Origin of the sequence: Paenibacillus sp. FSL R7-0331, from assembly GCF_000758645.1 — a bacterium.
GTDB lineage: Bacteria > Bacillota > Bacilli > Paenibacillales > Paenibacillaceae > Paenibacillus_AQ > Paenibacillus_AQ camerounensis.
Genome location: NZ_CP009284.1, coordinates 5,065,620 through 5,078,713 on the forward strand (window position 1 = coordinate 5,065,620; position 13,094 = coordinate 5,078,713).

Annotated in this window: 10 protein-coding genes; 4 read left to right on the forward strand and 6 right to left on the reverse strand. The window is 53.5% G+C overall.

Annotated features, from left to right (window positions below):
* Positions 1–28 precede the first annotated feature (28 nt).
* Positions 29–496, forward strand: a complete 468-nt coding sequence (locus tag R70331_RS21865) for a YhfM domain-containing protein (RefSeq protein ID WP_042179062.1) — start codon at positions 29–31, stop codon at positions 494–496.
* Positions 497–608: 112 nt separating this feature from the next.
* Here R70331_RS21865 and R70331_RS21870 read toward each other — a convergent pair whose 3' ends face one another.
* The 6 genes from R70331_RS21870 to R70331_RS21895 form a co-directional block, all read right to left on the reverse strand.
* Positions 609–2,354, reverse strand: coding sequence for a sensor histidine kinase (locus R70331_RS21870; protein ID WP_042179065.1), 1,746 nt, complete (start codon positions 2,352–2,354; stop codon positions 609–611).
* Positions 2,351–3,865 (reverse strand): response regulator, encoded by a 1,515-nt coding sequence (locus R70331_RS21875; RefSeq protein ID WP_042179067.1) that lies wholly within the window; start codon positions 3,863–3,865, stop codon positions 2,351–2,353. The genes R70331_RS21870 and R70331_RS21875 overlap by 4 nt, the downstream gene beginning before the upstream one ends.
* Before the next feature lie 236 nt (positions 3,866–4,101).
* Positions 4,102–5,964, reverse strand: a complete 1,863-nt coding sequence (locus R70331_RS21880) for an ABC transporter ATP-binding protein (protein WP_081947705.1) — start codon at positions 5,962–5,964, stop codon at positions 4,102–4,104.
* On the reverse strand, positions 5,933–7,699 hold the full coding sequence (locus tag R70331_RS21885; protein WP_042179069.1) for an ABC transporter ATP-binding protein: 1,767 nt from the start codon (positions 7,697–7,699) through the stop codon (positions 5,933–5,935). Before R70331_RS21885 ends, R70331_RS21880 begins: the two co-directional genes overlap by 32 nt.
* A gap of 2 nt (positions 7,700–7,701) precedes the next feature.
* Positions 7,702–8,001 carry a hypothetical protein gene (locus R70331_RS21890; protein ID WP_042179071.1) on the reverse strand — a complete coding sequence of 100 codons (300 nt, stop codon included), beginning with the start codon at positions 7,999–8,001 and terminating at the stop codon, positions 7,702–7,704.
* A gap of 442 nt (positions 8,002–8,443) precedes the next feature.
* Positions 8,444–9,424: a zinc-binding dehydrogenase gene (locus R70331_RS21895; protein ID WP_042179073.1), complete on the reverse strand. Its 981-nt coding sequence runs from the start codon at positions 9,422–9,424 to the stop codon at positions 8,444–8,446.
* Between the two features lie 156 nt (positions 9,425–9,580).
* Here R70331_RS21895 and R70331_RS21900 point away from each other — a divergent pair, with 156 nt between their 5' ends.
* From R70331_RS21900 to R70331_RS21910, 3 genes are all read left to right on the forward strand, one after another.
* Entirely contained in the window at positions 9,581–9,826 is a 246-nt protein-coding gene (locus R70331_RS21900; RefSeq protein ID WP_042179075.1) for a hypothetical protein, read from the forward strand.
* A 168-nt stretch (positions 9,827–9,994) separates the two neighbouring features.
* A complete protein-coding gene (locus R70331_RS21905; RefSeq protein WP_231576333.1) occupies positions 9,995–10,615 on the forward strand; it encodes a TetR/AcrR family transcriptional regulator in 621 nt (206 codons plus the stop codon).
* Positions 10,616–10,643: 28 nt separating this feature from the next.
* Positions 10,644–13,010 (forward strand): MMPL family transporter, encoded by a 2,367-nt coding sequence (locus R70331_RS21910; RefSeq protein WP_042179080.1) that lies wholly within the window; start codon positions 10,644–10,646, stop codon positions 13,008–13,010.
* Positions 13,011–13,094: the final 84 nt, after the last annotated feature.

A 13,094-nucleotide genomic window follows, 5' to 3' on the forward strand; every position in this document is an offset into this window, starting at 1 on the left:
GCCATCCTGATGAAGGGAGATGGTACTATTGAAAATAATATCTCGGATACTTGTGATCATTGGTTGTGTTCTTATTTTTGCCGGATGTTCAGACCGAAAACCTGAAGGAGCCCCTCTAGGAGGTGCTGATCCAAAGCTGACTCTTGAACAAATTGTTGAAGAAATACAAAATCAGGAAATAACTGAAATTAACATTTTCAAGTCCGAGAGTCACGGCTCCGTCGGCAGTACATTACTCAAAAAGCTGTCCGACGCCGAAGAATTCTCTGTTGTGCTGAATTCTCTGTCCACGGCAAGCCAGATGCTGGGGATACGGGATACAAGCGTTCCCGATTATGATTTCGTTATTGTGCTGGATAATAATGAAACGATCACATTTCATTATTGGCTCAATTTGGATGATATACAGGGTATGCTCGCAGACATAAACGATACAGGGACCGTCTACTCGCTACCGCAGGATTCTGTCCAGAATCTGCTTCAGCTGATAGAGTGAGTTAAGATCTCATAAGATTAGTTACACAACAACAGCGGCAGCCCAAGACTTCATTTACTGAGTCTTGTTCTGCCGCTGCTTCGTTAAATGAATAAACTTTAGTATTATATTTTTACAAAACACGCATAACAGGAACGTCTATAATGACGCTGGTCCCTTTGCCCGCTGCACTTATGAACGTTATCTCCCTGGCTTCACCGCCAAATACCAGACTCAGCCGCTTGTTAATATTCTCAACCCCGTAGCCGCTTCCCTGGTAGCCCGAATGCCGCTCCTCCCGTTCGCTTATGCCGGCGCCGTCGTCTTCAACGGTAATCCGCAGCCTGTCCTGTTCAATCCGGCCTGTAATCCGGACCGTGCCCCTGCGCTCCTCTGTTTCCATAATGCCGTGAACAATTGCATTCTCTACCAGCGGCTGCAGGGTAATCTTGGGCAGCATGCAGCTAAGCGCATCGTCCTCTACGCTGATCTCCAGCTTGATCCTGTCTTTATACCGGTTCTTCTGGATGTCCATATAGATGCTGCACAGCCTGACCTCTTCACCTACGCTCACAAAATCCTTCCCTTTATTCAGCACCAGCTTGTAATAATCCGACAGGGCATGAATTACCCGCTGGATATTATCTACCTCATCCTTCTGGGCCATCCAGTTCACCATATCCAGCGTGTTATACAAAAAATGCGGATTGATCTGGGACTGCAGCGCCTTCAGCTCCGCCCCCTTCTTCTCCTGCCCCAGCCTGAATTGCTCCTCCATCAGCTCCTGCACACTGTTAATCATATAATTGTAGCTGGAGATCAGATGGCCCAGCTCATCCGTGCGCGGCTCCAGATCCAGTGTATTCAGCCTGCCCTGCCGCACCTGGCTCATCTTATTCATCAGCAGGAAGATACGCTGTGTAATCGACCTTGTAATCGGGAAAATAAACACAAAGATCAGCAGCCCGATCACGGCATAAATGCCCAGCATCTGGACACGGATCTTCTGAATAATCGACATGGCGGCACTGGACGGAATCACCGATATCAGGTACAGGCCGGTCGAATCAATCTGATTGCCGCGGGCCAGATAGGTGCCGCTCTCCAGATGAATCTCCGAATAGCTGGGCCCGCTGTTCAGCTTGCCCGGCAGCCGCATCTTCGCCAGCTCCTCTTCAGTCCCGCTGCTGGCAACCAGCTCGCCGTCTGCCGTTTCGACGTAGACCAGCTGCCCGGGTACCGACTGCCGCAGCGCTCCGGTAATCTCCTCCAGGTCAATGTTGATCATTACGAAGCCGACGGATTCCATATAATTATTCTCGTTCCATAACGCCCGGCCCAGTGTCAGATACTTCTTCGGGGTCAGAAAATTAAATTTGTCCTCGAAGATCAGCCAGGCAGACCTTCCCTTTGCGGCCAGAAACGACTCCGTCCACTTTTGCCCCTGCACCTGTGTGAGCGGCCGGTACAGCGAGGTTTTGCCGGCGGTTACGAAGCCGTCGTTGATGAAATACATGATGTTGTTAAACTGCGAGTCCGACTCCAGAATTTGCGTATAGGAGGTAATCTCCTCGAACATCGAGAGCTGCTGCCAGATTTCAAGCCGCTCAGGCTTCAGCGAGAAGATGGACGTGATATTTTTATTGACCACAATCATGGAGGAAATCTCTTCAATATGCGACATCCGGCTGGTCAGTACAGACAGGGTCTGCTCATACGTCTGATTGTTGGCATAGCTCTGCCGGTCCAGCGCGTATTTGCGGATTTCATGCTGGGATACAAAAAAAGTAATGATCAGCGGGATAATCCCGACCATTATGAACAGCAGGATCAGCTTTTTGCGGATGGACAGATTGCGGAACGGGACAGAGATCCTCATCGCAGCTTGAGCTTTCTATATTCAACCGGCGTGACGGAGGTACAGAGCCTGAATACCTTGGCAAAATAGCTCGGACTGGCAAATCCGCACAGCTCGGAGATTGCGTTCATTTTATAATGCTCATTCATAATCAGCTTCTTGGCCAGCTCAATCCGGTAATCCCTGATGTGTTGGGTAATCGTCATCCCTGTCTCCTGCTTGAACAGCACGTTCAGATGGGCGGAGGACATAAACATATGCTGTCCGATTTCGGGCAGATCCAGCTCCGCTTTGCTGACATGGGCAGCTACATAATCCATCACGCTGATTACTGTATGCGAATACTCGGCTTCCTTGGCTTTTTCGGCACAATAGCTGCTGCAGATTGCCAACATATACTCTTTGAGCTCCGTTATTGTATAGAACGCGGACAGCCGGGTATCGATGTCCTTCATCTCATAGACACCGTCCAGACCGGCAAGCAGCGCCCCTTTCTCCTGCAGCATCGCCTTGCCCATGGAGGCAAATAACGAATAGACCTGCTCGCGGGGAGGACGTTCCTCTGAGACAAGACGGTCACATAACGCTTCAATCCATCCGTTCAGCTCCCGCGGCTGGCTTTTCATCAGCATATAGAAGTCCACAAACAGCTGCGGGCTGATTCCGGCTGACGTACCCTCGAATTCCGCATAAGAACTGAAACGGGCCTTCGGTTCATAGAAAAAGCAGTTCAGCGCTGTACGGGCATGCATATAGCTCTGGCTTACCTCAAACAGATCCGCCACCCTGCTGCCCGTTGCGATGCAGAGGCTGTCATGGCTTATGAGCAGCTGCTTCGCCAGCGCATGGGTCCGCTCCAGCTTCACCCGGTTCAGCGGAAGCACGAATCCAAGCTCTCCTTTGCCGGTAACGTTACCAACGGCCTGCACCCCCTGCCTGTGCCAGAAGTCATGCAGCTCCTCCAGCAGCTCCGGCTCACCGCCTGACAGCCCGCTGCCAGACACAATCACACATACATATCCGGCGTTCACCGGGAAACCGGCCTCCTCACATTGCTTCAGAACCGCTTCGCGGCCGGCTGTGCCTTCTATAAGAACCTGTGCCAGCTTTTGCTGCTGCAGGTTTTTTTTGATGCTCAGCTCATCGGTCAGCCGTCTGCTCTTCTGCACAGACTTCACTGTTTTGGAGATAGCCTCCTTCAGGTCAGGAATTTTGATCGGCTTCTCTATATAATCGACTGCGGCCAGCCGGATGGCGCTTTTCAGATATTCCACATCCAGATACCCGCTCATGAACAGCAGCTTGCAGTCCGGACACTGCTCCCCCAGCTTTTCGGCAAAAGCAATTCCGTTCAGCTTCGGCATCCGGATATCCGTCAGCACGATTTCCGGCTTGTGCTGTGCTGCCAGCCGCAGCGCCTGTGCCCCGTCTCTCGCTTCAATAATCTGCTCAATGCCGTACCGGCTCCATTCCACCGCATCAATCAGGCCTTCTCTTGTATAATCATCATCATCTGCAATTAGCATCCGCATCGGAATGTTCTCCTTAATCGAGGATTTCAAGTGATTCATGTAAGCGCTTGTATAGTAATTCTAGTGTACTACAATTTAATTATGCATAAGCACATTAATTACCGCCGGTCTGTAACGGCCTGCAAATTTACCAGAAATCTTGTTTTTTTGCTAGGCCGCTTGGGATCGGGTTTATTATATAAAAAAGAGCAGCCCTCCTCCCTGAAGAAGAATGGCTGCTCTCTATAGAGCTGTCTCTAGCTTGCCGTCCCCGACACAAACTGGTTCTGGTACATCTCGTAATAGAAGCCCTGGCGGTCCATCAGCTCCTCATGGGTTCCGCGCTCGCTGATCTGTCCGTCCTGGATCACCAGAATGGCGTCGGCCTCACGGATCGTGCTCAGCCGGTGGGCAATGACAAAGCTGGTCCGGCCCTGCATCAGCTTCCGCATCGCCTCCTGAATGTGCAGCTCCGTCCGCGTATCCACGTTGCTGGTTGCCTCATCGAGAATCAGAATCGACGGATTGGACAGCACGGCACGGGCGATGGTCAGCAGCTGCCGCTGCCCCTGGCTCAGGTTGCCGCCTTCGGCATTGAGATACGTATCGTAGCCGTTCGACAGCTTCCGGATGAAGACATCGGCATTGGCGAGCTTAGCCGCTTCCTCAACCTCCTGATCCGTAGCTTCCATCCGCCCATACCGGATGTTGTCCCGGATCGTCCCCGAGAAAACGTAGGCATCCTGCAGCACAAGGCCGATCTGTGACCGGAGCGTCTGCTTATCCAGATCACGGATATTCTCACCGTCTATCAGAATACGGCCGGACTGGATTTCATAGAAGCGGGTCAGCAGGTTGATAATCGTTGTTTTGCCTGCCCCGGTCGGGCCGACAAGCGCCAGCATCTGGCCGGGCTCGGCGTGCAGGGACAGGTTTTTCAGCACCGGTACCTCCGGCTTATAGCTGAAGCCCACCTGCTCGAATACCACCTCGCCCCTGATCCGCCAGGTTGCCGTGTCTTCCTGCTCCCCGGCCATTTCCGGCTCCAGGTCCAGCACCTCGAACACGCGCTCCGCCCCGGCAACCGCTGACTGGAACAGATTGTACTGGTTAGCGAGCTGATTGAGCGGCTGGCTGAACTGGTTGGAATAATTGAGGAAGCTGACAATAATACCGATTGTGATCATTTCATGGTAAGCAAAGATGCCGCCTGACACCGCGATCACAAGGAAGGTCAGGTTACGCATCGAGTTCATCATCGGGCCCATGGAGCCGGAGAGGGTCTGCGCCTTCACTCCGACAGCCCGCAGCCGTTCATTAATCTCCCGGAATTGGCGGACTGCCTCTTCCTCACGGCCGAATACCTTGACGACCTTCAGGCCGGAGATATTCTCCTGGACGAAGCCGTTCACCTCGCCGAGATGCTGCTGCTGCTCCGAGAAGTAGCGGCGGGTATGGACGGAGATTTTTTTAATAATAAATGTAATCAGCGGAACAGTCAGTATGGTAATCAGCGTCATCCATACGCTCAGACTGAGCATCATAACCAGACAGCCTGCCAGCATCAGCACGCTGGCAATCAGCTGGACAACCGTCTGATTCAGCGTATTGGAGACGTTGGCAATGTCGTTGACGGCCCGGCTCATCAGCTCCCCGTGGGTGCGCTGGTCGAAGAACGATACAGGCAGCCGCTGATACTGTTCGAACAGATCCTGCCGCATATTGCGGACCGTATTCTGGGACAGGCTGGAGGCCGTATATTGCTGAACCCAGGTGAAGAACGCGCCAAGGGCATATACACCAAGGAGAATCATGCCCATCCGGAACATCCCCTCAAACCGGCCTGGCACGATATAGTTATCGAACAGCTTGCCGATCAGATAGGGACCTGCAAGCGAAAGAGCAGTAATCAATACGGTACACACAATAACCCAGGTGAGCGCACGGCGCTCCTGCTTCAGGTAACCCCATATCCGCCGGAGTGTGCCGAAGGTATCCTTGGATCTTACTTTGGGTACGCCGCCGTGCATATGTCCCGGACCCTGACGGAAGCCCATCTGGTCGAATTTTTGCGGCGTTTTGCCCTGATTAGACGGACTGGATGGCTGGTTCGCTGACATAAGACACCTCCTCTGAGCCGAACTGGGACCGGTAGATCTCCTGATATACCTTGCAGCTCTGCATTAATTCCTCATGGGAGCCGCTGCCTGCGATCTCCCCGTCATCAAGTACGATGATTAGGTCCGCTTCCGTAACGGAAGATATTTTCTGGGCGATCAGGAAGGTCACGGCCTCTGCCGTAATCTCCTTGAGCGCACCCCGCAGCTGCCGCTCCGTCCGGGCATCCAGCGCGCTCATGCTGTCGTCCATAATCAGCACCGGCGGCTTCACGAGCAGCGCCCGGGCAATGGACAGCCGCTGCTTTTGCCCGCCGGACAGGTTGACGCCCTTCTGCCCGAGCTTCGTATCATAGCCTTCCGGCAGCCTGCTAATGAAATCATGCGCCTGGGCAATTCTTGCCGCCGCTTCCACCTCGGCCTGCGCTGCACCGGGCTTGCCAAAGGCGATATTGTCGCGGATCGTGCCGGTGAACAGGAACGATTCCTGCAGGATCATCCCGATCTGCCGCCGCAGCTCCAGCAGCGGAAGCTCACGGATATCCTGTCCGTCAAGCTGAATAGAGCCTGACGTAACGTCATACAGCCGGGGAATCAGCTGGACGAGCGTGGTTTTGCCGGAGCCGGTTGCCCCGATTATGGCCACAGTCTCGCCGCGTTCAGCTTCAATGTTAATATCCCGCAGCACCAGATCCTTCGGATCGGATGAGCCGTTATAGGAGAAGGATACGTTCTCCAGCTTGACCTTGCGGCCGGGAAGAGACACTACGCCTTCTGCTTCAGCATCCCGGATATGCGGCTGCGCAGCCAGTACCTCCTGAATCCGGTCGGCCGATACCTTGGCCTGCGACACGTTCATCAGCAGACTACTGACCATAAGCAGCGAGGATAATACCTGGACTACATAGTTTACAAAAGCGACCAGATCGCCTGCCTTAACCGAGCCGAACGATACCTGGTTACCGCCGTACAGCAGCACGGTTACAAGACATGCGTTCATAATCAGCGTCACGATCGGTGAATTCAGCGCAATAAAGCGGGCGGCCCGGATCGAGACCCTGGTGTACTCTCCGTTGACCTCGCGGAACCGCCCTGTTTCATAGCCGGTCCGGACAAACGCCTTGACGACCCGGATTCCGGCGAGATTTTCCTGAATCCGCGTATTCACAGCATCCAGCTTTCCCTGTACCGCAGAAAATATCGGAGTCGAAAAACGGATCAGCAGCGCGACTACAGCAATCAGGACAATCAGCGTACCCAGCAGAATAAGCCCGAGCTGGCGGTTGATAATCAGCGCCATAACCACACTGCCGACCAGCAGGCTGGGCGCACGGACAAGGCCCTGCAGACCCATCTGCACCAGATTCTGCACCTGCACGACATCGCTGGTCATCCGGGTCATCAGTGAGCCGGACTTAAAGGTATCGACATTTTCAAACGAAAAGGTCTGTACCTTCGTGAATAGCGCTTCACGGATGTCAGCGCCAAAATTCTGCGAGGCCCGGCTTGCAAAAAAGTTGCACAGCACCCCGGTAATCAGCGACATCAGCGCAACTCCGAGCATCAGAAACCCGGTCTGCTCAATAACGCTGAAGCTGCGGCTTACAATGCCATTGTCAACGATATGCGCAGCCAGTGTGGGCTGAAGCAGGTCAAAAAAGACCTCCATCATCATGAACATCGGGGCCAAAATCATAAATTTTACATACGGCTTCAGATAACGTCGTAATTCCCACATCATTAATCCCCTTCTGGCGTCTGAGGCTCTTCCGCTTCCTTGCGGCGCAGCTCAAAATGCCGGGTATACTCGTCAATCACCATTTCAATGGCCTTAAGCTCACCGAGCAGCACCTGCTTAATCTCCTGATACTCCGGCGCTTCCACCTGCTGCCTCAGCGTTGCCCTTTTGACCTCAAGCACATTCAAAAATTCCAGCGCCCGCCCGCGGCGGAACGTCTTGGCTCCGTCATGATGTCTGCCTTTATGCCTGCCTTCACAATTACGGTCACCATGCCCGCCGTGTTCCCAATGTTCTTTCATATTTAAGTCACTCCTTTTACAATTGCTTATGTATACAAATGTATACATTTTGTTGCGAATTGTCAATCAAGATGACAAAAAAGGCTGCTCCTCCATAGGTGGAGAACGCAGCCGTGTTTATCTTACTCTTTTCCAAGCGAAAAATCGTTGATCAGTTCCTCGGGTTCAATCCATTTAGTTGGATTTTCGCAATTTAATTTCAGTATATTTGGTCATTTACGACTATTAGTTGGAAAATAGTCACTTGTTTCGGACGTTTTTTTGCTTACGAGGTATTTAGGATGAATTTAGGTGACTTTTTTCCAATTAGTTTCCTTATAGGCGCGTTTGTCCTAATATTAGGTGGCTTATTTCCATTTAATTCAGTTTACAACTGCGATGCTATCGCGCATGGGTAGCTGTGACTGAAAAGAAATCCCCGAATGACCGGACACCAGCCAGCTTATTTCAGCTTCGCCACGATTTTGCCCCGGATATGCCGCTCAGACAAACGTACCAAGGCAGCCGGAACCTGCTCCAGCGGGATGACTTCCTCCAGCAATGAGGAGATTTGCCCTGCAGCCAGCAGCGAGAGCATCTCGTCTCCGATTACAGACAATTGCCTAAGCGCCTCCGGATCGCCTGACTGATGTGCAGCGCCAAGGGCAACCTCGTGGACCGAAAAAGCTTTGGTGAACGGCTTCACCGACGCATAATCCGGCGCTCCGGCAATATGCACCACGTGTCCGAAAAAGGCAATCAGCTCCAGCCCCTGTGTTGCGCTCTGTCTGCTGATACAATCAATCACCGCATCCACGCCTCTTCCGTCTGTCAGGCGGAGCACCTCGGCAGCTATATCTGCCTCGCGGTAATCAATAACATGATCCGCTCCCAGGCTTTTTACATACTCATGGTTGTGGCTCGATGCGGTGGAGATAACCCGCTTACCCGCCAGCTTCGCGAGCTGGACCGCAAACCCGCCGACACCTCCCGCACCTCCGTGGATCAGCAGCGTGTTCAGCTGCGTGAGCGGCAGCTTTCCGTGCACTGCCTGGTAGGCCGTATAACCCGCGGTTGGGAGGGCAGATGCATCCTCAAAATCTACTGTATCCGGTATCCGCGAAAGCGTGCTGGCCTTTGCCAGGGCAAATTCCGCAAACCCGCCAGTACGGGTAAGATCCCCGTGATACAAGACATGGTCACCGGCCTTCCACTGCTCCACACCTTCGCCCACTGCGGCAATTACGCCTGCTACATCCAGACCCAGCACATGCGGATAGGACCACTTGGGGTTGCCGCCGGTGGCAATTTTATAGTCAACCGGGTTTAGCCCCGCTGCATGTACCTCTACCAGCACTTCACCGGAACCCGGCTCAGGTGCGCTGATTTCACTAACCTTCATTTCGTTCCATTTTCCTTTTTCCTGCAGTAATAGAGCCTTCATCTGTATATCCTCCTTCGGATTGTATTCCAATGAACACATTGTAGCAGAATTTTCCGGCGGTATCCCGTAGCCGTGCTGACCTGCAGTGAAGTGTATGGGTGGGCTGTATGATGGCAACAACGTTCCGGTAAAGGCACAGGTAAGGGGAGGTCTGGAATGAAAAGCCGTGCCCGGATCGGGCCGGCCAGTCCGGCCGGATTCAAGGACAATCCTGCCTTTCATTTCAGCAATTTGGCAGGCTCAGCCGGAATCAAGGGCATTCGTGCCTTTCATTCCGCACATTTGGCCAGGCTTGCCGGGTCACCCCGCTATCATTCTGTACCGCGCACACGTCCCAGCGGATTAAATATCCGCAGCACATCAATATTCGCCCAAAGTATAACATCACGCTTTGCGTCCTAGCTTCATTGCTCTCTTTACTTAGAATCCCACTTCCTCTAACAGGGATGTGAAGACACTTCCTCGCCCTCACACTATTTGCCCATTGAGCATTTTTGCACTTTGGGCAAAAATATGCTTTAATAAACTTTAGAATTTAAAGTATTATTCTTTCCGAGAAAGGAGGAGAACGTGTTGAACCCCAAGCTGACGCTGCGTGACCAGAAAAAGGAAGCAACCGCTTATGCTTTGTCTGTAGCGGCTTTTGAGCTTGCCCTGGTACATGGCATGGACGGCTTCATAGTTGACGATGTGGTGAGGCAGGCGGGTGTCTCCCGGCGGACCTTTGCCAATTATTTTTCCTGCAAAGAAGAAGCGGTGGCAGAGTATTTCATGCGCAGGGCGACCAGTGAGGACGAAAACGACCTGTTAGCACATCTGGCGCCGGATGCGACTCCGCTGGATGCCTTGTACAGCCTGCTCAAGCTGCAGTTCACTTCAGAATTCCTGCGCAGATTGCGGCAGTTCGCATCGCTCGCCAATCAGTATCCGTCACTGGAGCCGTATATTCTCAGCGTGTTCCGCCGGCTGCAGATGGCTGCCCAGGAAGTGCTCGAACGGTTTACCCATGGCCGTTATACCGACGGATATACGCATCTGCTCGCCGGTGCAGTCTACGGAGCATTTGTACCTATACTCGACGGACGGCTCAATGTACTGCTGCCGGGTGAATCGCAGGAGGACCGGCCCGGCTCTGTATCCTTTGATCAATATTTGAATTCCATGTTCGATTACTTACGCAACGGCTTCTAAACCAGAGATAAAAAGGAGAAACCATTACATGTCTACATTTCTGTACCGATTGGGGAAATCGGCTTATTCCAAGCCCTGGTACTTCCTCGGAACCTGGATTGTCATTCTCGGTGTAATCGGCGCCCTGCTCGGCGTCAACGGCATTCAGTCCAGCTCCGAAATGAAAATTGAAGGCACCGAATCGCAAAAGGTGCTGGATATGCTGGCCGAAGAGCTTCCGGCTGCCGCCGGCGGCCAGGCCAGCGTCGCCTTTACCGCGCCGGAAGGCGAAAGACTCGATACGCCAGAGCGGGCTGCTCTGCTCGTGAAGGCAATTAATGATGTCTACAGCATGGAATACATCATTAATCCTGCTGAGCTGGCAGCTCAAGCTGCTGCAGCTGCCGCACAGGCAGCAAGCGCTGATCCCTCTGCTGCTGCAGGCCAAGGCGCTGCTCCTGACGCGTCTGCCGCTGACGCCCAGGACGATGCTGCTGCTCAAGCTGCATCAGCAGCTCCATACGGCCCGCTGATCGTTGACGGCGCTATGGTTCCCGGCGTTATGCTGTCCTCTGACGGCAGCATTGCCCTGTTCCAGTTCCAGTTCACTGTGCAGCAGACCTCACTGCCATCCGATGTGCCGGATAAGGTGATCTCGGCTGTAACGGAAGTCGAGCAGGCCGGCTCCGGCATTACAGCAATTCCAAGTGACTCGCTGAAGAGTACACCTTCCATCGGCTCCACTGAAGCCATTGGGGTTGCCGTAGCTGCAGTCGTCCTGTTCATTACCCTTGGTTCTGTCGTAGCTGCCGGGCTGCCGCTGCTTACTGCACTCCTTGGTGTAGGTATCAGTGTCGGCGGTGCGTTTGCCCTCGGCAGTGTAATCCAGATGAATGACATTACGCCGATTCTCGCCGTAATGATCGGTCTGGCTGTCGGGATCGACTACTCCCTGTTCATCGTTAACCGCCAGCGCCGCCTGATTCTCGATGAGAAGCTGAGTGCGCGCGAAGCCGCCAGCCGGGCTGTCGGGACTGCCGGCAGCGCCGTATTTTTTGCCGGCTTGACTGTCATTATCGCCCTGTGCGGGATGCTCGTTATCGGTATGGAATTCCTGTCCACTATGGCGCTCGTTGCTGCGGTCAGCGTACTGATCAACGTCCTGCTGGCACTGACCCTGCTGCCTGCACTGCTCGGTCTGGTCGGAGAAAAAATCTGCACAGCCAAGGCCCGCGAGAAGAGCAAGACTTCCAAAGGCAAACAAAACCACGGCTTCTCGCACCGCTGGGCTAACGCCACAGTGAAATTCCGCTGGCCGATCATTGTTCTGGTCGTTCTGGTGCTCGGAACAGCCGCAATTCCCGCAAGCAAAATGGAGCTGGGTATTCCTTCCGGTGCTTCGGCAAACCTGGATACTCCGGCCCGCCAGAGTTATGACATCATCTCCAAAGGCTTCGGTGAGGGCTTTAACGGACCGCTGCTGCTGGTTGCCCAGCCGAATAACCCGTCTGATAAAATCTCGATGGAGACACTGGGCAAGCTGACCCAGGAGCTGCAGATGCATGACAACGTAACCCTGGTATCGCCGATGGGCGTTAATGAAACGGGTGACATCGCAATTATCAGCCTGATTCCAAAGACCGGACCGACGGACACAGAAACGAGAGATCTGGTACAGGATCTGCGCGATCCATCCTACAGTCTAGCAACCGATAACGATATTATCCTTGGTGTAACCGGCTTTACAGCCATTAATATCGATATGTCATCTAAGCTGTCTGATGCATTCCCTATTTACATCGGTATCATTGTTGTTCTTTCCCTGATTATTCTGCTGCTCGTGTTCCGGTCGGTTATTGTGCCGATCAAAGCCACAGTCGGCTTCATTCTCAGTATTCTGGCTACCTTCGGCGTAACCACTGCTGTGTATCAGTGGGGCTGGCTGCACTCCCTGTTCGGCTTTGATACCGGCGGGCCGCTGCTTAGCTTCATGCCGATTCTGGTCACCGGTATCCTGTACGGTCTGGCGATGGATTACCAGGTCTTCCTGGTCAGCTCCATGCGTGAGGCATACGTTCACGGACGCCGCGGCAATGACAGCATCGTACACGGCTACGATCTGGCCAGCCGCGTCGTGCTTGCCGCAGGTATAATCATGGTTTCCGTCTTCGCCGGCTTTATCTTCGCGCCTGATGCGATGATCAAGCAGATCGGCTTTGCCCTGGCCTTCGGTATCCTGATCGACGCCTTCATCATCCGGATGACGCTTGTTCCGGCCGTTATGGCCGTATTCGGCGACAAGGCCTGGTGGCTGCCAAAATGGCTTGACCGCCTGCTGCCGAACCTCGACGTCGAGGGCGATAAGCTGATCGCTAAGCTGAGCGCCGAGAATGACGTGCACGGACACAAGAAATAACAAACAGGACGGCATGACCGCCGTCCCCACATAAGAGCAGAGCCTGCGGACCACGTCTGCAGGCTCTGCTCTTATTACTCCACT

Coding starts and splice junctions, on each gene's coding strand:
- R70331_RS21870 (WP_042179065.1), bottom strand. CDS start 2,354: ATGAGGATCTCTGTCCCGTTCCGCAATCTGTCCATCCGCAAAAAGCTG.
- R70331_RS21890 (WP_042179071.1), bottom strand. CDS start 8,001: ATGAAAGAACATTGGGAACACGGCGGGCATGGTGACCGTAATTGTGAA.
- R70331_RS21895 (WP_042179073.1), bottom strand. CDS start 9,424: ATGAAGGCTCTATTACTGCAGGAAAAAGGAAAATGGAACGAAATGAAG.
- R70331_RS21880 (WP_081947705.1), bottom strand. CDS start 5,964: ATGTCAGCGAACCAGCCATCCAGTCCGTCTAATCAGGGCAAAACGCCG.
- R70331_RS21900 (WP_042179075.1), top strand. CDS start 9,581: ATGAAAAGCCGTGCCCGGATCGGGCCGGCCAGTCCGGCCGGATTCAAG.
- R70331_RS21875 (WP_042179067.1), bottom strand. CDS start 3,865: ATGCGGATGCTAATTGCAGATGATGATGATTATACAAGAGAAGGCCTG.
- R70331_RS21885 (WP_042179069.1), bottom strand. CDS start 7,699: ATGTGGGAATTACGACGTTATCTGAAGCCGTATGTAAAATTTATGATT.
- R70331_RS21910 (WP_042179080.1), top strand. CDS start 10,644: ATGTCTACATTTCTGTACCGATTGGGGAAATCGGCTTATTCCAAGCCC.